Source organism: Bradyrhizobium sp. 4 (genome assembly GCF_023100905.1).
In the GTDB taxonomy this organism is placed as follows: domain Bacteria; phylum Pseudomonadota; class Alphaproteobacteria; order Rhizobiales; family Xanthobacteraceae; genus Bradyrhizobium.
Window position 1 is genome coordinate 2,831,593 of record NZ_CP064686.1, and the last position, 19,829, is coordinate 2,851,421.

Sequence of the window (19,829 nt, forward strand, 5' to 3'; positions counted from 1 at the left end):
TCTGAGCCATGCATATCGAACCCGGACTAGTCTCGGACGCCAAGCTCGTGCTGAGTTACGCAACTGGCATCGCCGTTGGCGGCGTTGCCTTGAAGCTCGCGGTCGAGACCGTGCGCGAGCAGGGCATCACGTCGTTCGCGGCGCGCACGCTCGCCACCACCGGCCTCGTGTTTATCTTCTTTGAGATCCTGCCGCACTTCCCGGTCGGCGTCTCCGAAGTGCACTTCATCCTCGGCTCGACCTTGTTCCTGCTGTTTGGAGCTGCGCCTGCGGCCTTCGGCCTCGCGTTCGGCCTGCTGTTCCAAGGCATCTTCTTCGAGCCGCCCGACCTGCCGCAATATGGCATGAACGTCACCACGCTGCTGGTGCCGCTGTTCGGGATCCAGGCGATCGCCACGCGGATCATTTCGAGCAACACGGCCTATGTCGATCTGAAGTACCGCCAGGCGCTGGCGCTTTCGACGACCTATCAGGCGGGTGTCATCGCCTGGGTGGCGTTCTGGGCGATTTATGGCTCCGGCTTCGGCGCGACCAACCTCGCCAACATTGCGACCTTCGCGGCGTCCTATGCGCTCGTTATCGTGATCGAGCCGCTCGCCGATCTCGGCGTGCTGGCGCTGGCGAAGTCGCTGCGAGGCGTCACCGCGGCCGGCCTCGTCACTCCGCGTTTGCACAACGCGGCCTAGAGACAAGCGAATGGGCGGCCGTTATGGCCGCCCTTCGCAGCTACGATGCTCACGCTCTCCCTGATAGGCATCGGTTGCGGCGATCCCGAGCAGCTCACGCGCGCCGCGATCACTGCCATCAACGCGGCCGATCTCGTCCTGATCCCGCGCAAGGGAACGGCCAAGTCCGACCTCGCCGATCTCAGGCGGACGATCTGCGCCGATGTGCTCACCAGTGACACGACGCGCATCGCCGAGTTCGATCTGCCCGTCCGCGACGCCGCGGAAGCGGACTATCGCAAGGGCGTGGACGATTGGCACGATGCCGTCGCCGCGGCCTGGTCACAGACGATCGCAGATCATCTCGAAGGCGAGGGCAAGGTCGCGCTGTTGATCTGGGGCGATCCCTCGCTTTACGACTCCTCGCTGCGCATTGCGCGGCGGCTCAATCCCTCGCCAAAGATCGAGGTCGTTTCCGGCATCACCTCGATCCAGGCGCTGTGCGCGGCGCATGCCATGCCGCTCAACGACATCGGCGAGCCGTTTCTGGTCACGACCGGACGCCGCTTGCGCGATGGCGGTTGGCCGGCAGATGTCGATACCGTGGTAGTGATGCTCGACGGCGGCACGGCGTTCCAGTCGCTTGATCCGGCGGGCCTGCACATCTGGTGGGGGGCCTATCTCGGCATGCCCGATCAGATCGTGATGTCCGGCGCGCTGGCCGAGATCGGCCCGCGCATCGTCGCGGTGCGGCAAGAGGCGCGCGAACGGCACGGCTGGATCATGGACAATTACATCCTCAAGCGCAGGCTGTGAGGCAAGCGAGGCAGCATGCTCCCCGAATGGGTCACCCAACAATGCCCCGACATCTCCGCAGTCCACCGCGAAGCGGCGGTGGCGCGGCAGGCGCAACTGACGAAACCGACCGGCGCGCTCGGCCGGCTCGAGCAGCTCGCAATCGAGCTTGCGGGCCTGCAAGCGACCGAGCAACCGCGCGCGGCGCGGGTGCCGATCATCGTCTTCGCCGGCGATCACGGTATCGTCGCGCAGGGCGTCTCGGCCTATCCGCAGGAAGTGACCATCGCGATGCTGGCGAACTTCGCCTCCGGCGGTGCCGCGATCTCGGTGCTCGCGCGTGAGCTGGGCTCCAGCCTGGAGGTTGTCGACGCCGGCACGCTGGCGCAGGAGGAGATGGCTGGAATCGTGACCGACAAGCCGCGCAGCGGCACGCGCGATTTCAGCATCGAAGCTGCGCTCACCCCCGCAGAGCTGGCATTTGCGTTCGAAGCCGGCCGACGTGCGGTGATGCGCGCGCAGGCCGGGCAGCCCGATGTTCTGATCTTCGGCGAGATGGGTATCGGCAACACCACGACATCGGCGGCAATCGCGGCGAGCCTGCTCGGCGTGAGCGCTGAGGAGATCGCGGGCAGCGGAACCGGCGTTGACGCGGCCGGCCGTGTGCACAAGGCGCGGGTGATCGACGCCGCGGTTGCACGCCATGGCATTGCGGGCGCTTCGCCGGAAAAGATCCTGTGCGCCGTCGGCGGTCTCGAAATCGCGGCCATCTGCGGTGCAATTATCGCGGCTGCACAGCGCCGCATCCCCGTGTTGATCGACGGCTTCATCGTGTCGGTGGCGGCGCTGGTGGCGGCGCGGCTCAATCCCTCGTGCCAGCCGTTCCTGCTGGCCTCGCACCAGTCCGCGGAGCAGGGGCATCGGCTGGTGCTTCGCGCGCTGAACGTGCAACCGCTGATCAGCCTCGATCTCAGGCTAGGCGAAGGATCGGGCGCGGCAATCGCGCTGCCGCTGGTGCGGTCGGCCTGTGCGCTCCACAACGGCATGGCGACCTTTGCGCAGGCCAATGTGCCTGATCTTCCGGCCTGATCAAATCGTCCGCTGATTGACGTAGACGACGCGCCAGCCGGTCGCGAGCCGGTCGATCCTAGTCAGCGACAGCGGATCGATCACGAAGCGCAGGGCCGCTTGTGGCGTCAGGTCCAGCGCGATGCACAGGGCCGCGCGGATCGTGCCGGAATGCACGACGAGCGCTGCGGCCCCGGCGCCGACCCTCGACAGACCCAGCCGGACCCGCGCGACCTGTTCCTCGAAGCTCTCGCCGCCCGGCGGCCGTCCGCGCGCAGGATCGCTCCAGAACTGTGCATAGGCCTTGCCACCGGTCGCGGCGAGTTCGTCATGCCGACGGCCGGTCCAGTCGCCAAAGTTCTGCTCGCTGAATTCGTCCAGCTGCAGCGGCTCGAGCCCCAGCGCGCGGGCCGTTTCGAGCGTGCGCCGTGACGGGCTCGCATAGCTCGTGGCGTCCCGCGGCAGGCGCTGCCGCAGCGCCTCCAGCTGCGCGCGAGCGCCGAGATCGGCCGGCGCATCGGCCGCATGGATCGTCCCCGTGACGCCATCGACGGGCGCGTGCCGTATCAGCCAAAGGAAGGTCTCGCCTTCCATGCTTATCTCCAAGGAAACTGGTCGTTGTGGCAATAACGCCGCAACTGGCACATTGACTCTGTCTGGATCGTAATCCTAGATGCTCGTGACGGTTTCCCCGAGAGGGGATGAAAAGGGAATGCGGTGCGGGGACATTGTCCCCAATGCCGTGGCTGCCCCCGCAACTGTAAGCGGCGAATCTTGCATCACATGCCACTGGGTATCTCGGTCCCGGGAAGGCGACGCAAGGTAGTGACCCGCGAGCCAGGAGACCTGCCGTCAGCCGTGGTCACACGCGAAGATGTCGGTCGGGGAGTACAGACATTCGGCTTCATCGGAAGGCTTATGAGCCGGAAGATGGGACCTTGGTTCGCGGTGACGTGCCACTGACGTCACACCGAGGTCCAAGACCGTGTATTCCCTTTGTATCGTACGACCACGCCGTTTCCTACTGGCATGCGCCGCTCTCACATCTTTCATCGCCATCGACATGCCAGCGGCCTTGGCGCAGCAGGCCCGCGAGCCACTGCCGCCCGTCGAGGTGTCGGCGCCACAATCCCGCAGGCAGGCCAGCCCGGCCGGACGGGACGCGCAGAGCTCACGCCGCGCAGCAGCGCGCCGGCCGGAGACTGCATCCGCAGTGCCCAAGCCTGTCGTGCCGACTGCGGCAGCACAGACGCCGCTCAATACCAATGCCGTGGCCGAAAGCGCCTCGCGCCTTGGCCTGACCGTTCGCGAAACGCCCGCGACCGTGGAGGTGATCTCGGCCGCAACCATGCGCGAGCAGGGCTATCGCACCGTGTCCGACGTCGCGCAGGGAGCGGTTGGCGTCACAGCCGGCGACAATCCGGCCGAGCCGTCGGCTTTCTCCATGCGCGGCTTCACCAACAGCCAGATCAACACGCTCTACAACGGCATCAAGATCGGCCCGCAGAACATGACCTCGCGGATCACCGACACGGCCAACCTGGAGGCTGTCGAATTCCTGAAGGGTCCGGCGTCACTGATGTCAGGCGAGGGCGCCGCCGGCGGCGCGATCAACTTCGTCACCAAGCAGCCGCACACCGGTCCGATCCGGAACGAGGCGGATTTTTCCTGGGATTCGCTGAACTCGTTCCGGGCGCATTACGGCTCGGGCGGCAGCACCAATGTGCAGGGACTGGACTACCGCTTCGACGTCAGCCGTTCCTCGCTCAACGGCTTTGCCGACGACACCAACACCAAGACGCTCGACGTCTCGGGCCAGCTCAACTACCGCATCTCCGACGGTCTCAAGGTTTGGGGCGCGATCGAATACCGCGAGGATCGCTCGAAAGCCTATTGGGGTGCGCCACTGGTACCGATCGCCTTCAGTGGTTCGCACGCGACGACGGGGATCGTGTCCGGCAATTATTTCAACAAGACTGATCTCGGGGCCGTCACGATCGACGACCGCACCTTCAACACCAACTACAACGTCTTCGACAACAAGAACGTGGCGAAGGAAGTGTGGCTGCGCGGCGGCTTCGAGCTGAAGCTGGCGCCTGACCTGACGCTGAAGAGCCAGGCCTATGGTTATGGCGCAGAGCGCACATGGTTCAACAATGAGGTCGAGGCGTTCAATGCCAGTTCGGGCCTCCCTAACTCGAACATGGTGGATCGCGAGCGTTTCTATGTCGCGCACAGCCAACGCTTGGTCGGCAACATCACCGACTTGATCTGGGATGCGAATATCGCCGGCTTTGACAACCGCTTGGTCACGACGCTTTCCTCAAGCTACCTTGACTTCGTCAGGCCGGGCGCCGCAAATTTCCCCGATGATTCCGTCTCGCTGGTCAATCCCGATCGCGGCTATTACGGCTTGCTCACGACTAAGCAGCAGACCGCGCGGATCGACAACGAGGCGCTGTCGTTCGAGGACCGGTTGAAGTTGACACGGACCTTTGCGCTAGTCGGCGGCCTCCGCGTCGAGCATATCGGGCTCGACCGCAACTCGACCGACAAGACGGGCCTTGTGAATGCGGGTTTCCCGTTCTCGCAATCCTGGGTCCCGACGACGGGCCGTATCGGCTACACGTGGGAAGCCGTTCCGGGCCTGGCCTTTTTCAGCCAATATGCGACTGGCGCCGACATCGCAGCCAACAACATCTTTCTGCTCAATCCGACCGATCCGCTCAACCTGACCACCGCGCGCACCTACGAGACCGGCGTCAAGCACCTGTTCTGGGACAATCGGGCGGAGTGGTCGTTCTCGGCCTATGACATCTTGCGCAAGAACGTCTATGCGGCGGCGGGCGGCATGCAGCTCAACCTCGCCGGGCGGCAGGAATCGAAGGGCGTCGAGCTTGCCGCCGCGGTGCGTCCGATCGAGCCGCTGCGCCTCTGGGGCAACATCGCCTATGTCGACGCCCGCTATGCCGACTACGATTTCGTCGGCGGCTCGTTCTCCGGCAATACGCCGCCAAACGTGCCGCGCGTCGTCGCCAATGCCGGCGCGTCGTACCGTTTCTTCGCGCCCTGGGCGGTTGAGCTCGGCATCATCGGCCGCCATGTCGGCGACCGCTACAACACCGATGCCAATGTCGTGACGCTGAAGGCCTATACAGTGGCCGATGCCTACGCCTTCGTCGATATCCCGAAGACGGTGTTCAACGCGGTCGATCAGGCCCGCCTGACCTTCCGGGTGCGCAACATCGCCGACAAGCGTTACGCGATCTGGGGCGATCCGTTCTATCCAGACCAGATCCTGCTGGGCGCGCCCAGGACCTATGAGATCTCGGCCGCGTTCAAATGGTAGGACGCTGACCGATGATGCGCGCGATCGTCCTGCTGCATCGATGGCTGGGGATCGCGTTCTGCCTGCTGTTCGCGATGTGGTTCGCGACGGGAATCGTGATGCATTTCGTTCCGTTTCCGTCCCTGACGGAAGCGGAACGCTTTGCCGGCCGCGTGCCGCTGGGTCGCGTTGAGACGACGATCGCGGTCGCCGATGCCGTTGTCGCGAGCGGGATCGCGGATGCGACGCGCGTTCGCCTGATCCAGCGCAGCAACGGACCAGTCTATGTCGTTTCGGGGCCATCGCGCGCGGGCGCAGTCCACGCCTCCGACGGGGTCGGCGCCTCAGTCTCGTCTTCCGAGGTCGCGCTGGCCATCGCGCGAGACCACGCACGCAGCCGCGGGCTAGATGCCGCGCGGGCCGCGATCGTTGCGCGCTCGGATTACGACCAATGGAGCGTGCCGAACGGCTTTGACCGCCATCGGCCCTTGTTTCGCATTGCGCTCGGCGACGCCGCCGGAACCGAGGTCTATGTCTCCTCGCTCACCGGCGAGATCGTCCTGGATACGACGCGCAGCGAGCGGACCTGGAATCTCGTCGGCAGTGTGCTGCACTGGATCTATCCGACAGTTCTGCGAAGCAATTGGTCGCTGTGGGATCGGGTGGTCTGGACCTTGTCGCTGCTGGCCCTGATCGCAGCTTTGCTTGGCGCTGTGCTCGGGCTTGCGCGGATCAAACCTCGAAGCGATCTAATCGGATCGCCCTATCGTGGCTGGCATGCCCTGCATCATCTCATCGGCCTCGCGGCCATGGTGTTCGTACTGAGCTGGATTTTCAGTGGCTGGCTCTCCATGGATCATGGGCGGCTGTTCTCGCGTGGGCAATTGACCTCGGCTGAATCCAGCGTGATGAACGCTTCACCGAACTGGGCGGCGGCTGCATCGCTCGATCGGCAGCCTGTATCGCCGTCGACCCGCGAGATCGAATGGTTTGCCTTCAACGGCACTCTCTATCGGCGGGACCGGACGGGCCTTGCCGGCCAGACCTTGATCAAGGCAAGCGACCCGCCCCGCGATGGACCAACGGGATCTCTGGATGTGCAGGAGGTCCAGGGGCTGACCGCGCGCCTCGCGGCCGGCTGCGGCGCACCGTCCGTACTTGCCGACAACGACGACTATCCCGCGCAGTCCAATGTCCCGGGCGCCCCGGTCTACCGCTCGCACTGCGGTGACCTCTGGTTCGACATCGACGGCGCCGACGGCAATTTGCTGCAAAGGCTGGACTCGTCGCGGCGGGCTTATCGCTGGTTCTACGGCGCGCTGCACACGTTGGATTTTCCGGTCCTGCTGACGCGTCCGTTGCTGCGCGACGGCTTGGTCGTCGGGCTCTGCACCCTCGGCCTTCTGTTCTCCATCACGGGCATCGTCATCGGCTGGCGCCGCTTGGTCGCGATGCGTTGAGCGGGCAAAACCACTGCTTACTGATCGTACAATAAAGAGAGGCTGAGCCCACTGCCATGCATAGCTCGTGAGCAATCGCACGGCCCGTAGCGCCGGTCGATCGCCTGCAAATTAGACAGTCCGCGCGCGGCGTGTGGATTGCAGTGCAGCGGATGTCGCGTCTCGTCCGGGAAAACTCGTGGTGCGCCGCACTTATCTCGCGTGGAACGATCCGCACTGGCCTGCACTCCCCGCGGGCAGCGCTGCCCTAAAATGTGCCTTGGCGCGCCGCGCCGGTCGCGGGCTGCTCCAGTGCGCTGCGACAACTCTGACCTATCCCGAGCCCATCGCTCTGTCGCACGCTCGCAAGCGGTGGCATGACAGGGGATGACGATGAGCGCTCTCGGCTTGGGATTGAATTTCGCGACGGACGGGAACCACCCGCCGTCCGGTTCGAATGTCTTCCGCAGCTGATTCACACATGAGCGCTGACGAAAATCACTGGGAAGTCGGCACCGATATCGGTGGCACTTTCACCGACATCATCGCAATCCGACACTCCCCCGCGGAGGCACGGATCGCGAAAGTGCCATCGCGCCCGCAGGCTCCGGTTCAGGCGATGCTGGAGGCGATCGAGGCGGTGGGCCTGCGCAAGAGCGAGGTCAAGCGCTTCGTCCACGGCACCACGCGCGTGACCAACGCCATCGTCGAAGGACGGCTGCCGAAGGTGGCGCTGGTCGCGACCGAAGGCTTTGCCGACGTGCTGGAGATCGCGCGCTATCGCCGCCGCGATCTCTACCGTCTCGACATCCCGCCGAAATCGCCGCCGCTGGTGCCGCCGGAACGATGTTTTGGGCTTGCCGAGCGCCTCGATCACGAGGGGCAGGTACTGAAGGCGCTGGATGAGGCGGAGATCGAGCGCCTGGTGGCGTGGCTGAAAACAACCGGCGTGCAGAGCGTCGCGGTCGCGCTGCTTCATGCCTACGCCAATCCGGTGCACGAGAAGATGATCGGCGAGCGGCTCAAGGGCGTCGTTGCCCACGTCTCGCTGTCGCACGAGGTCAATCCCGAGGCGCGCGAATACGAGCGGACTTCGGCGACCGTTTTCAACGCGGCCGCCATGCCGATCGCGGTGGAATATCTCAGCGAGCTGGAGCAGCGGCTGCCGATCGGCCCCGGCCTGCAGGTGTTTCATTCGGCCGGCGCCATGGTCCCGATCTCGGCCGTGAAGCGGCGGCCGCTGGTGATGGCGATGTCGGGTCCGGCGGCCGGCGTCTCGGCATCGGTCAGCATCGCGCGTCAGCTCGGCACATCGCGCATGCTGACGTTCGACATGGGCGGCACCACGACCGACGTCTGCCTGATCGTCGACGGCCAGGCCGAGATGACCGACGGCCGCATGCTCGGTGACAAGCCGCTGCGTCAGCCGATGCTTGCGGTTCATTCCATCGGGGCGGGCGGCGGATCGATCGTGCGCCATGGTCCCGGCGGCCTGACCGTCGGACCGGAAAGCGCCGGCTCCGAGCCGGGACCGGCCTGCTACGGCCGCGGCGGTACCGAGCCGACTATCACCGACGCTAACGCCGTGCTCGGCTATCTCAATCCCGAAACCAGGCTCGGCGACCGGATCGGAATCAATATCAAGGCAGCCAGTGATGTCATCGCGCCGATCGCGCGCACTCTGGGGCTGAGCCTGACCGAAACCGCGCTCGGCATCATCAAGGTCGCGAATGCGACAATGGCGCGTGCGCTCCGCCGCGTCACCGTGGAGCGCGGCATCGACGGGCGCGACTGCACGCTGCTCGCCTTTGGCGGTGGTGGCCCGATGCATGCCGCGGGCCTTGCCGATCTCTACGGGATTGCCGAGGTGGTCGTTCCCAGCGCGTCGAGTGCGTTCTCGGCGCTGGGCTGTCTCACTGCCGATTTCAGCTTCCTCCAGCAGCAAACCTTGCGTGCTGCGCTTGACGGCATCGACCTCGCCCGCGTGTCGGAGCGGATCGGGGTGCTGATTGACGATGCCTCGGCGCCGCTCATCGCCAACGGCGTTGCCACGACTGAAATTCGGGTCGAACTGGTGGCCTTGATGCGCTACGCGGCGCAGAACGACGCCATTCCGGTGCCGTTCGCGCGACCGCTCGACATTGTCAGGCTGAAGAAGGACTTTCTGGCCCGGCACCACGAGCTGTTCGGCTATGCGACGGGCGAGAGCTGCGTCATCGAATCCGTGCGGGTGCAGGCACGCCGTCGATCGACGACCGTCGTGAGCCGGCCGGCCATCGCGGTCAGAACGGTCTCCAAAGGCGAGCGCATCTGCTCGTTCGATGGCCTTCACGACATCGCCACAAGCATCATCGACCGTGCCTCGCTGACCGAAATCGTCAGCGGCCCGGCCATCATTGAAGACGCATGGTCGACCGTGGTGGTCCCGCCCGGCTGGCAGGCGAGGCCTGATGTTTCAGGCAATCTGTTCCTGAGGCGGGGGGCCGCATGAAGCTCGATCCGTTCGTCGTTGAGGTCATCAGGCACGGGCTCTCGGCCGCGGCCGAGGAGATGAGCCTGGTGATGACGCGCTCGGCGCGCTCGCCGCTGCTGCGTGAGGCCGGCGACCTGTCGTCGGCGATCACGGACGCCCGCGGCGACCTGGTCGGGCAGGGGCGCGACATCCCGATCCATCTCGGCGCGATGGCCTACACGGTCCTCGAATTGCTGAAGGTGGTGCCGCGCGACAGCCTGAACGACGGCGACGCACTGATCTACAATGTGGGCCCGCTCGGCGGCAATCATCTCAACGACGTCAAGGTCGTGCGGCCCGTCTTCGTCGACGGCGAGATCGTGGCGTTCGCGGTCAGCCTCGCGCATTGGCCCGATATTGGCGGCACCTGGCCCGGCAGCTATTTTGCGAAAGCCATCGACACCTTCCAGGAGGCGATGCGCATTCCGCCGGTTCTGATCGCCACGGCGGCCGGCGTCAATACGCCGATCGTGCAGCTGCTCAAGGCCAATGTTCGGGATCCCGAATCCTGCGAGGGCGATCTTCTCGCTCAGATCGCCGCAACGAAAGCCGGTGAGAAGCGCATCGTCGAGCTCTGCCGCGAGCACGGCAAGGCGGTCTTCACGGCGGCGCAGTCGCGCCTGCACGATCTCTCCGAAATCGAGATGCGCGAGGCGTTGCGCGATCTGCCTGATGGCGTCTACGAGGGCGAGGATTATCTGGACGACGGCGGCGTCGATGACGCGCCCGCGCGCATTCATGTCAAGATCACCATTGCAGGCGACGAAGCTACCTTCGACCTCGCGGGAAGCTGCGACCGCGTCTCGAATTTCTGCAACACGACGCCGTTCATGGCGCGTTCGGCAGTGGCCTATGCCGCGCGCATCATGAGCGGGCGCGACATGAACCAGAACGCGGGCGCGTTGCGGCCGCTGACCATCGTCACGCGCCCGGGCTCGATCCTGGAGCCGGGCTGGAATGCCTCGGTTGCGGCCGGCAACCACGAGACCTCGATGCGCATCGTCGATGCGATCTTCCGCGCCATGCAGCACACCATTCCCGAACGTCTGTCGGCCGGTGGGGCGACCACGGCGGGCGTCCTGTTCTTCGCCGAGCCGCGACAGAACGGTTCATGGAAGATGCTCTACGAGGTCCACGGCGGTGGCGAGGGCGCGCGGCATGATCGGGCCGGCATCTCGGCGACGCGGGTGCATCTGTCGAACACTTCGAATACGCCGGTCGAGGTAATCGAGGCGAATTACGCGATCCAAGTCGAGCAGCAGGCCATTCGCTGGCGGTCCGGCGGCGCGGGCGCCCATCGCGGCGGAGACGGCGTCATTCGTAGCTATCGCATCCTGGCACCGTCGATGCATCTGACCACCTGCATCGAGCGCATGGTGATGGCGCCGTTCGGCATGCAGGGCGGCGAGCCCGGCAAGGCCTGCCGCATCTCGCTGATCCGGCAGGGCGCGAACGTCGCGATCGACGGCAAGTCGAACCTGGTGCTGCAGCAAGGCGATCTCGTCACGATCGAGACCTGCGGCGGCGGCGGCTACGGCGCCGAGGCCGCGCAATGAAGGGATTGCGATGAGCAGATTGCTGCGAACCGGGCTGAATGCCGGCGACAGCGCGCCCATGGCCGTGGTCGGCGGCGAGGGCGTCTATTTCCATCTGTCAGATGGTCGCAAGCTCATCGACGGCAGCAACACCGGCGGCGGCCTCGGACATCGTCATCCCGCGATGGTGGAGGCGATTCGCCGCGCCGCGGATACGCCCGTCGTGAACGAGGGCTGGACCTGGGTCGGCCGTGAGCAGGCCGCTGACGATTTGATGGCCACCGCGTTCAGAGGCGAAGAGGATTGGGTCGGCGCGGTGCGCTTCTGCATTAGCGGCAGCGAGGCCAATGACATGGCGCTGTCGCTCTGTCAGGCGCTGACGCAGCGGTCCGCGCTGACGACGCGCGAACGCGCCTATCACGGCATTACGGGCCTGTCGCGCAGCATGACGGTGCAACCGCAATGGCATGGCGGCCTTGCGGTGCATTCAGGCGGCTCAAAGCTGCCGGCGCCGATGGCGCCGGTGCGGATATTGCCGGCGCCGCAGGGCGCGATCTACGGCGCGCCGGCCAACAATGTTCCCCCCAGCGAATATCTGGCCGATGCCACGCGCCTGCTTTCGGATACGGCAGCTACGATCATCGACTACACCCAAGGCGGCATCTACTACGATGGCGCCTATCAGGACGAGGTGGCGCGGTGCGCGCGGCAGGCTGGCTCCTACTGGATCGCCGACGAAGTGGTGACCGGTGCGGGCCGCGCCGGGCGCTGGTTCGCGTTCCAGGGTGCCGAAAGCCGCCCTGACATCGTGACACTCGGAAAATCGCTCGGTGGCGGCGCGGCGGCGGTTGCCGCGGTGGTGGTGTCGAAGGACATCGTCGAACGGCTCAAGGGCACGAGCTGGCAGAATTACGGCACGCTGCGCGGGCATCCCATCAGCATGGCTGCCGTCAGCGCCTATCTGAAGGTCGTCAACGATGACAAGATTTTGGAGCACGTGAGGGGCCTCGAAAAGCTGTTCACCCGCCGCCTTCTCGCCATCGCGCAGAAACATCCAAGCGTGCAGCGCGTGGCGGGGCAGGGGCTGCACTGGACCGTGGAGCTGCACGGGCCGGACTGGCGCTCCTGGCATGCCGACACCACCGAGGTGCCGATTGCCTCGCGCGTCGCGGAGCGGGCGCTGGAGGCGGGCGCCGTGATCGGGACCAGCGGCGAGCAGACCTCGCTGTTCCTCGCTCCGCCACTGGTGATCTCCGAGCATGAGGCCGGGCAGCTTCTGGATGCACTCGACCATGGCCTGGATGTTGCCGATGCGGAACAGAGATGAGCGTGCAGCGCACACCATGCCGATGGCCAGGCCGGCTGGAAAGTCCGAGCGATGCTGCGTTATGCTGCGCGCGTCGGCACATGATTGAAACTATGGCTCAGACTGAAAAATCACCGGGAAATAGCTGATGCGTATCGTCAATGTCGCCGCCGCCCAGATGGGCCCGATCCAGAAAGCCGACAGCCGCGAGGCCGTGGTCAAGCGCATGATCGCGCTGATGGATGAGGCCAAAAGCAAGGGCGCCGACCTGATCGTCTATCCGGAACTGGCGCTCACGACCTTCTTCCCGCGCTGGTATGCGGAGGATCGGGCTGAGTTCGACAATTGGTTCGAGCGCGAGATGCCGAACGCGGCCACGAAACCGCTGTTCGAGCGCGCGGCGCAGCACCAGATGGCGATGAATTTCGGCTATGCGGAGCTGACGCCGGACGGGCATCATTTCAACACTGCTGTTCTCACCGACAAATCCGGCAAGATCGTCGGCAAATATCGAAAGATCCATCTGCCGGGCCATGTGGAATACGACACCAAGCGCTCGCACCAGCATCTGGAGAAGCGCTATTTCGAGCCGGGTGATCTCGGCTTCAATGTCTGGCGCGAGCTCGGCGGCATCATTGGCATGGCCATCTGCAACGACCGGCGCTGGCCCGAGACCTATCGCGTCATGGGCTTGCAAGGCGTCGAGATGGTGCTGATCGGCTACAACACGCCGTCCGTTAATGCGGAGAGGAGCGATGAGGGCGTCGAGAAACGCCTTTTCCACAATCGCCTCTCGGTGCAGGCCGGCGCCTACCAGAACGCGACCTGGGTCGTCGCAGTGGCCAAGGCCGGTAACGAGGACGGACACCCGCTGTTCGGCGGCAGCCTGATCGTCGATCCCAATGGCGAAATCGTCGCCGAAGCGAAGACGGAGGAGGACGAACTGCTGGTCCACCCTTGCGACCTCGATGCCACCACCTTCGGCAAGACCACGATCTTCAATTTCGCGCAGCACCGCCGCATCGAGCATTACGGCCTGATCACCAGCCGTACCGGCGCGGTGCCGCCGCCGGAGACATGACGTCGATGACTGGCCAGAGCACATCCGGCATATCCTTGCGCGAGCTCGATCCGCGCGACCGCTACAAGCTGCTCTGCGGCGTGGTGGTGCCACGGCCGATTGCGCTGGTGACGACGCTCGATGCGAACGGGGCGGTCAACGCCGCGCCGTTCAGCTTCTTCAACGTGTTCTCGGAAAGTCCGGCGCTGATCGTGCTCGGGCTTCAGCACAAGCCGGATCACAGCCCGAAGGACACCACCCGCAACATCCATCGCGACGGCGAGTTCGTCGTTCACATGGTGGACGAGGCGCTTTCGGTGGCGATGAACGACTGCGCGGTCGATTTTCCGTCCGGTGACAGCGAGGTCGCTGCGGCAGGCCTGGCGACCCTTCCCTCAATCGACGTGAAGGTGCCGCGCCTCGCCGCGGCACCCTTTGCGCTCGAATGCCGGCGCCATGTCGCGCTGACCTTCTCGCCCGATCGCGAACTGCTGGTCGGCGAGGTCCTCCGGGTTCACGCCCGCGAGGGCCTCGTCGACGAGGCCAATATGTATGTCGACCTCGACGCCTACCGGCCGATCGGTCGCATGTTCGGCAATCTCTACACGACGCAGCGGGATACGTTTGCGCTTGTCCGCGAGAGCCATGCGCAATGGCTCGCGCGGCAGGACGCCAAAGAGCTGAAGGACGCCTAGTGAGTCGAGAACTGCACCGTACCCAGCGCCATGGTGACGGCCGCCTGTGTCGGGTCGATCACGGCAATACCGAGCGCGTCTTCGAGGGGACGGCGATGGCGCGCCATGCCGGCGCAGCCCATCACGATGGCGCGAGCTCCGTCCTCGTCGCGCAGCGCGCGGCCGACCTCGATCATCTTCGCCAGCGTGCCTTCGCCCGAGGCGGTTTCCGCGACGCTCATGTTGAGCGGCCGCTCGCCGGCGAGGCGTTCGGTCAGTCCCATCTGCCTGAGATAGCGCATGTGCCGCGGGATCGAGCGCTGGGCGATCGCGATGACGCCAAAGGTCTCGGCGCGGGCCAGCGCGGTCAGCACGCCGCACTCGGCAATGCCGAACACGGGCCGGTCGGTGCCTTCGCGGCAGACCTGAAGCCCGGGATCGCTGTAGCAGGCGATGACAAAGGCAGCCGAGCTGTTGTCGCCTTCGACCAACCGGCGCAGCGGCATGGCGACGCCATCGACATCGGCCTGGCTTTCAATGCCGAACGGTCCCTCGGCCAGCGTCTGGCAGACCAGTTCCGGCCCGCCCTCGAAACCGAGCGGCTTCAGCGCGTGCTCCAGCCCTCGCGTGACCGCAGGATTGGAATTTGGATTGATGACGAGGATGCGCGGTCGGGACATGCTGGTCTTCCTGCAAGATTTCGATCACTTGGCTTGAGCCTATCATGGAGTGCCTCATGACTGAACCCACTTACGACCTGATCATTCGCGGTGGGCGCGTCGCGACGACGACCGACGTCTTTGAAGCCGACGTTGCCATCTCCGGCGAAACCATCGCCGCGATCGGCCGCGGGCTTCCGTCCGCGAAGCGCGAGATTGACGCCCGCGGCAAGCTGGTGCTGCCAGGCGGCGTCGACAGCCACGCCCATATCGAGCAGTTGTCCGCTGCCGGCATCATGAATGCCGACACGTTCGAGAGCGCGACCGTCTCGGCCGCCTTTGGCGGTACGACCACGGTGATCCCGTTTGCCGCGCAGCATGTCGGCATGAAGCTGCCGCAGGTGGTGGAGGATTATCACGCGCTGGCGAAGAAGGGGGCGGTGATCGACTATGCCTTTCATATGATCATTGCGGATGCGACCAAGGAAACAGTCGAGGAGCACATTCCGGCGCTGGTGAAGCAGGGCCATGCCTCGATCAAGATTTTCATGACCTATGACCGGCTCAAGGTCGACGACGAGCCGCTGCTGGACATCCTTCTTGCCGCGCGCCAGTCCGGCGCGATGCTGTGCGCCCATGCCGAAAATCACGGCATCATCGCCTGGATGGTGAAGCGCCTGCTCGCGCGCGGCTACACGATGCCGAAATACCACGCCGTCAGCCACGCCCGCGTATCGGAGGCGGAGGCCTTTACCCGGCTGATCGGCATGGCGGCGCTGATCGACCAGCCCATCATGATCTTCCATGTCTCGACCGCCGAGGGCGCCAAGGTCATCCGGGATTCGCGCGGGCAGGGATTGAAGGTGTTTGCGGAGACCTGTCCGCAATATCTGTTCCTGACCGCAGCCGATCTCGACAAGCCCGGGGTGGAAGGGGCCAAGTGGATGTGCAGTCCGCCGCCGCGCACGCATGCCGACCAGGAGGCGCTGTGGCAGGCGCTGTCGCTGGGCGATCTGCAGACCATCTCGTCGGATCACGCGCCTTATCGTTACGACGAGACCGGCAAGCTGCGGGCCGGTCCAAATCCCAATTTCAAGCAGGTAGCCAACGGCCTGCCGGGGCTGGAGCTGCGCCTGCCGCTGCTGTTCGACGCGATGGTGTCGAAAGGACGGCTGGGCCTGGAAAAGTTCGTCGAGCTGACCTCGACGGCGCCAGCCAAGATCTACAATCTGCATCCGCGCAAGGGCTCGATCGCGGTCGGCGCCGATGCCGATATCGCAATCTGGGATCCCGATCGCGAGGTCGAGATCGCCGATGAGATGATGCACGATCTCACCGGCTATACGCCGTTTGCGGGACGGAAGCTGAAGGGCTGGCCGGTTTCGGTGCTGTCGCGCGGTCGGGTGATCATCGACGGCAACAAGTGCCTCGCGAGCGCCGGCAGCGGCCAATTCCTGGCACGCAGCGGGGGCGAGGCGGCCAAGCCGACGGGACGGCTCGTCGCCGACATGGATCCGGAGCGGAATTTCGGGGCAAAACTGCTGTGACGGCGGATCGCGCGCGATGAAGATCGTCATCTTCGGCGGCACCGGCTTTGTCGGCCTCAATGTTGCGGAGGCGCTGCTGGCGCGTGGGCACGAAGTGACGCTGTATGACCGTGCAGAGTTGCCGCCATCCGCGCGGCGGTCTCTTGCCGACTGCGGCGCACGGCTCAGAGCCGTGCAGGGCGATATCACCGACGCAGCGGCCATCGACGCCCTCATCGCCGAAGGCGTTGATGCGATCGTGCTTGGAGCCGCGATCACCGCCGGTGACGAATTGGAGAGAGCATCGACCGCGCGCGTTCTCGAGATCAACGTGATGGCCCAGATCCCGATCCTGCTCTCCGCGATCCGGCATGGCGTGCGCCGGGTCGTCAATCTCTCCTCGGCATCGGCCTACGGCGCCACGGGTGCGCGGGTCGAGATTCTCGGCGAGGACACGCCTTGCGATCCGGTCTCGTTTTACGCCATCAGCAAGTTCACCTCGGAGCGATCGGTTGCGCGTCATGCCGAGCTCTTCGGCGGCGATTTCCTGAGCGTACGGCTGAGCGCCCTGTTCGGCCCGTGGGAGCGACCGAGCTCCGTGCGCGACACGCCAAGCCTCCAGTTCCAGATTCTGGCGGCATTCGCTCGCGGCGAGCCGGCGGTCATGCCCGAAGTGGGCATGCGGGACTGGATCTACGCGCCGGATGCGGCCGAGGCCGTCGCACTGCTGATCGAAGCCGAGCGGCCGCGTCACCGGCTCTACAACATCTCCCGCGGAGGGCTTTGGCCTGCGCTGCAATGGGGCGAGGCCTATGCAGCGTTGCATCCCGGCCTGCAATGCCGGCTCGCGGCTCCCGGTGAGAAAACCGTCATCAAGCTGCATGGGGCCTATCGCGCGCCGCTGTCGGTGACGCGGATGGCGGATGAATTCGGCTGGCGGGCGAAGTTCGGCTGCGCCGAGTCGGCGGCTGCGATGAGCGCCTGGTTGACGCAGCACAAGGAGTGGATCTGAGATGCGGCTGCAAGGGCGCACGGCCATCATTACGGGCGCGGGTTCGGGTATTGGCCGCGCCAGCGCGAAGCTGTTTGCAGAGGAGGGCGCACGTCTTGCTCTGGCCGATCGCGATGCCGCGGGGCTTCAGGAAACGCTGAGCCTGGTGGGCGAGGCAACGACGCATGTCGGCGACGTCGGCGATGCCGGTTTCGCCGAGAGTGTTGTCGGCGATGTCGTGGCGCGGCACGGCCGGCTGGATATCTTGATGACGGCAGCAGGCTTTTCCTGTGGCGGCACGGTGCTGACGACGGACCCCGCCGATTGGGACGCGGTGTTCCGCACCAATGTCGGCGGCACCTGGCTCTGGGCGCGCGCGGCCGTGCCGCAGATGCAGCGGCAGAACAGCGGTTCGATCATCACGCTGGCCTCGCAGCTCGCGATTGCCGGCGGCAAGGGCAACAGCGCCTATATCGCCGCCAAGGGCGCAATCGTCAGCCTGACCCGGACGATGGCGGTGGACTTTGCGACCGACGGCATTCGCGTCAACGCGATTGCACCCGGCGCGATCGACACGCCGATGCTTCGCCGCAGCTTTGCCCGACACGCCAATGCGGAGGAGGTACGCGAAGCCTCCCGCAACCGCCATGCCATGAAACGGTTCGGCCAGGCCGAGGAGATCGCGCAGGCCGCGCTCCACCTCGCAAGCGATGCATCCTCCTTTACGACCGGCACCGTGATGGTGGTCGACGGAGGCTGGCTCGCGGCATGAGTAATGCGCTGACAGAGCTCGAAGTGAACGTTCGCGCCGATCTCGCGCGGATCGCGCATCCCGGTGCCGCCTGGCTCGAACCGAAGGTGGGGCCGGACGGCAAGCCGGCGCTGGATGTGCTCGTTGTCGGCGCCGGCCAATCTGGCATCGCCATCGGCTTCGGCCTGATGCGCTCCCGCGTCGGCAACATCCTGCTGCTGGACAAGGCCGAGGAGGGGATGGAAGGCCCTTGGCTCACCTATGCCCGCATGCCGACGCTGCGCAGCCCGAAAGATTATACAGGACCCGACCTCGATCTTCCGAGCCTGACCTACCAGTCCTGGCATGAGGCCCGTTTCGGCAAGGAGAGCTGGCAGACACTCGACTTGATTCCGCGCGGACACTGGGCCGAGTATCTGCTCTGGTTGCGGCGCACGATCGGCTTGCCCGTGAGCAACGGGAGCGAGCTTCTGGAAATCCGGCCAGCGGCGGGTGATTTGCTCGCCGCACGCGTGAAACGTGGCGGCGGTATCGAGACGCTCCATGCGCGCAAGATCGTGCTGGCGACCGGGCAGGAGGGAATGGGGAACTGGATGATCCCCGAGCCGCTGCGCGAACTGCCGGCCGACTCGGTCGCAACCGCCGCCGACGATATCGATTTCGAAAACCTCCGCGGCAAGCGCGTCGCCGTGATCGGCGCCGGCGCATCTGCCTTCGACAATGCGGCAACCGCACTGGAGGCTGGCGCGGCGGAGGTGCATCTGCTGTGTCGTCGGACGCAGATCCAGCTGATCCAGCCCTATCGCTGGCTGACGTTTCGCGGCTTCCTCCGCCATCTCAGCGATCTCGACGATGCCTGGCGCTGGCGCTTCATGCGCACCATCCTCGACATGCGCGAAGGCTTTCCGCAGCCGACCTATGATCGCTGCGCGCGCCATGCCAATTTCACATTGCACGAGGGCGCGCCGCTTGAGGCCGCGCGCGAGACTGGCAAGGGCATCGAATTGCAGACGCCGCGCGGCGTCATCGCAGCGGATTTCGTCATCTGCGGCACCGGCATCGACATGGATTTTTCCGGCCGTGGCGAGCTGCGCGCATTTGCCGGCAATATCGCAACCTGGGCCGACCGCTACGAGCCCCCGGAGAGCGAACGCAGCGCGCGGCTCGGCCGCTTTCCCTATCTCGCCGACGATTACGCCTTCACCGAACGTGTCGCGGGCGAAACGCCGTGGATCTCGAATATCCATCTCTTCGCCATCGCCTCAACCATGAGTTTTGGTCCGTCGGGATCATCGATCAACGCGATGACCACCGCGGCGCCGAAGCTGGTCAATGGCCTGACGCGCGGCCTGTTCCGCGCCGATATCGAACGACACTGGGCCTCGCTCCGCGCCTATGACGTGCCGCAGGCCATGGTCACGCGGCCGGCGCGAAAAATGGAGGAATCGCGATGATCGTCCATGCGCCGCCGCGACAAAGCGTCCACAAGAGCGCTTCATGAGACTGGCGCGCAACTTGCT

At 65.4% G+C, this 19,829-nt stretch carries 16 protein-coding genes and 1 riboswitch; of the genes, 14 read left to right on the top strand and 2 right to left on the bottom strand.

Features of this window, described 5'->3' with window-relative positions:
* Positions 1-8 precede the first annotated feature (8 nt).
* Genes IVB45_RS12920 through cobT form a run of 3 tightly spaced genes read left to right on the top strand, consistent with a single transcriptional unit; the run spans position 9 to position 2,549 of the window.
* A complete protein-coding gene (locus tag IVB45_RS12920) occupies positions 9-686 on the top strand; it encodes an energy-coupling factor ABC transporter permease (RefSeq protein ID WP_247359743.1) in 678 nt (225 codons plus the stop codon).
* 45 nt (positions 687-731) lie between these two features.
* Complete coding sequence (cobF, locus tag IVB45_RS12925; protein WP_247359742.1) at positions 732-1,481, top strand: precorrin-6A synthase (deacetylating); 750 nt, start codon at positions 732-734, stop codon at positions 1,479-1,481.
* A 15-nt stretch (positions 1,482-1,496) separates the two neighbouring features.
* A complete protein-coding gene (gene cobT / locus IVB45_RS12930; RefSeq protein WP_247359741.1) occupies positions 1,497-2,549 on the top strand; it encodes a nicotinate-nucleotide--dimethylbenzimidazole phosphoribosyltransferase in 1,053 nt (350 codons plus the stop codon).
* Here cobT and IVB45_RS12935 read toward each other — a convergent pair whose 3' ends face one another.
* Positions 2,550-3,122 (bottom strand): histidine phosphatase family protein, encoded by a 573-nt coding sequence (locus IVB45_RS12935; RefSeq protein ID WP_247359740.1) that lies wholly within the window; start codon positions 3,120-3,122, stop codon positions 2,550-2,552. It lies immediately after the preceding gene.
* Between the two features lie 72 nt (positions 3,123-3,194).
* Positions 3,195-3,397, top strand: a riboswitch (cobalamin riboswitch).
* 116 nt (positions 3,398-3,513) lie between these two features.
* On the opposite strand from IVB45_RS12935, the gene IVB45_RS12940 reads away from it, so the two are divergent.
* From IVB45_RS12940 to IVB45_RS12970, 7 genes are all read left to right on the top strand, one after another.
* Positions 3,514-5,877, top strand: coding sequence for a TonB-dependent receptor (locus IVB45_RS12940; RefSeq protein ID WP_247359739.1), 2,364 nt, complete (start codon positions 3,514-3,516; stop codon positions 5,875-5,877).
* Between the two features lie 11 nt (positions 5,878-5,888).
* Positions 5,889-7,316: a PepSY domain-containing protein gene (locus IVB45_RS12945; protein ID WP_247359738.1), complete on the top strand. Its 1,428-nt coding sequence runs from the start codon at positions 5,889-5,891 to the stop codon at positions 7,314-7,316.
* A gap of 460 nt (positions 7,317-7,776) precedes the next feature.
* Entirely contained in the window at positions 7,777-9,786 is a 2,010-nt protein-coding gene (locus tag IVB45_RS12950) for a hydantoinase/oxoprolinase family protein (protein WP_247359737.1), read from the top strand.
* Positions 9,783-11,363, top strand: coding sequence for a hydantoinase B/oxoprolinase family protein (locus IVB45_RS12955; protein WP_247359736.1), 1,581 nt, complete (start codon positions 9,783-9,785; stop codon positions 11,361-11,363). The genes IVB45_RS12950 and IVB45_RS12955 overlap by 4 nt, the downstream gene beginning before the upstream one ends.
* A gap of 10 nt (positions 11,364-11,373) precedes the next feature.
* Positions 11,374-12,669, top strand: coding sequence for an aminotransferase class III-fold pyridoxal phosphate-dependent enzyme (locus IVB45_RS12960; protein WP_247359735.1), 1,296 nt, complete (start codon positions 11,374-11,376; stop codon positions 12,667-12,669).
* 127 nt (positions 12,670-12,796) lie between these two features.
* Positions 12,797-13,729, top strand: a complete 933-nt coding sequence (locus IVB45_RS12965) for an N-carbamoyl-D-amino-acid hydrolase (protein ID WP_247359734.1) — start codon at positions 12,797-12,799, stop codon at positions 13,727-13,729.
* Positions 13,730-13,734: 5 nt separating this feature from the next.
* Positions 13,735-14,403 (top strand): flavin reductase family protein, encoded by a 669-nt coding sequence (locus IVB45_RS12970; protein ID WP_247359732.1) that lies wholly within the window; start codon positions 13,735-13,737, stop codon positions 14,401-14,403.
* Here IVB45_RS12970 and IVB45_RS12975 read toward each other — a convergent pair.
* On the bottom strand, positions 14,400-15,062 hold the full coding sequence (locus tag IVB45_RS12975; protein WP_247359731.1) for an aspartate/glutamate racemase family protein: 663 nt from the start codon (positions 15,060-15,062) through the stop codon (positions 14,400-14,402). The two genes, IVB45_RS12970 and IVB45_RS12975, sit on opposite strands and share 4 nt — an antisense overlap.
* 56 nt (positions 15,063-15,118) lie before the next feature.
* On the opposite strand from IVB45_RS12975, the gene hydA reads away from it, so the two are divergent.
* The 4 genes from hydA to IVB45_RS12995 are packed head-to-tail and all read left to right on the top strand — an operon-like array spanning position 15,119 to position 19,763.
* On the top strand, positions 15,119-16,588 hold the full coding sequence (gene hydA / locus IVB45_RS12980; RefSeq protein WP_247359730.1) for a dihydropyrimidinase: 1,470 nt from the start codon (positions 15,119-15,121) through the stop codon (positions 16,586-16,588).
* Positions 16,589-16,604: 16 nt separating this feature from the next.
* Positions 16,605-17,579: an NAD(P)-dependent oxidoreductase gene (locus IVB45_RS12985; RefSeq protein WP_247359729.1), complete on the top strand. Its 975-nt coding sequence runs from the start codon at positions 16,605-16,607 to the stop codon at positions 17,577-17,579.
* 1 nt (position 17,580) lies between these two features.
* Positions 17,581-18,330: an SDR family oxidoreductase gene (locus IVB45_RS12990; protein ID WP_247359728.1), complete on the top strand. Its 750-nt coding sequence runs from the start codon at positions 17,581-17,583 to the stop codon at positions 18,328-18,330.
* Positions 18,327-19,763, top strand: coding sequence for an NAD(P)/FAD-dependent oxidoreductase (locus IVB45_RS12995; protein ID WP_247359727.1), 1,437 nt, complete (start codon positions 18,327-18,329; stop codon positions 19,761-19,763). Before IVB45_RS12990 ends, IVB45_RS12995 begins: the two co-directional genes overlap by 4 nt.
* The last annotated feature ends 66 nt before the right edge of the window (positions 19,764-19,829 follow it).

Bases quoted from the DNA above. Each gene is read 5' to 3' on its own strand.
- IVB45_RS12920 (WP_247359743.1), top strand. From the start codon at position 9: ATGCATATCGAACCCGGACTAGTCTCGGACGCCAAGCTCGTGCTGAGT.
- cobF (WP_247359742.1), top strand. From the start codon at position 732: ATGCTCACGCTCTCCCTGATAGGCATCGGTTGCGGCGATCCCGAGCAG.
- cobT (WP_247359741.1), top strand. From the start codon at position 1,497: ATGCTCCCCGAATGGGTCACCCAACAATGCCCCGACATCTCCGCAGTC.
- IVB45_RS12935 (WP_247359740.1), bottom strand. From the start codon at position 3,122: ATGGAAGGCGAGACCTTCCTTTGGCTGATACGGCACGCGCCCGTCGAT.
- IVB45_RS12945 (WP_247359738.1), top strand. From the start codon at position 5,889: ATGATGCGCGCGATCGTCCTGCTGCATCGATGGCTGGGGATCGCGTTC.
- IVB45_RS12950 (WP_247359737.1), top strand. From the start codon at position 7,777: ATGAGCGCTGACGAAAATCACTGGGAAGTCGGCACCGATATCGGTGGC.
- IVB45_RS12955 (WP_247359736.1), top strand. From the start codon at position 9,783: ATGAAGCTCGATCCGTTCGTCGTTGAGGTCATCAGGCACGGGCTCTCG.
- IVB45_RS12960 (WP_247359735.1), top strand. From the start codon at position 11,374: ATGAGCAGATTGCTGCGAACCGGGCTGAATGCCGGCGACAGCGCGCCC.
- IVB45_RS12965 (WP_247359734.1), top strand. From the start codon at position 12,797: ATGCGTATCGTCAATGTCGCCGCCGCCCAGATGGGCCCGATCCAGAAA.
- IVB45_RS12970 (WP_247359732.1), top strand. From the start codon at position 13,735: ATGACTGGCCAGAGCACATCCGGCATATCCTTGCGCGAGCTCGATCCG.
- IVB45_RS12975 (WP_247359731.1), bottom strand. From the start codon at position 15,062: ATGTCCCGACCGCGCATCCTCGTCATCAATCCAAATTCCAATCCTGCG.
- hydA (WP_247359730.1), top strand. From the start codon at position 15,119: ATGACTGAACCCACTTACGACCTGATCATTCGCGGTGGGCGCGTCGCG.
- IVB45_RS12985 (WP_247359729.1), top strand. From the start codon at position 16,605: ATGAAGATCGTCATCTTCGGCGGCACCGGCTTTGTCGGCCTCAATGTT.
- IVB45_RS12990 (WP_247359728.1), top strand. From the start codon at position 17,581: ATGCGGCTGCAAGGGCGCACGGCCATCATTACGGGCGCGGGTTCGGGT.
- IVB45_RS12995 (WP_247359727.1), top strand. From the start codon at position 18,327: ATGAGTAATGCGCTGACAGAGCTCGAAGTGAACGTTCGCGCCGATCTC.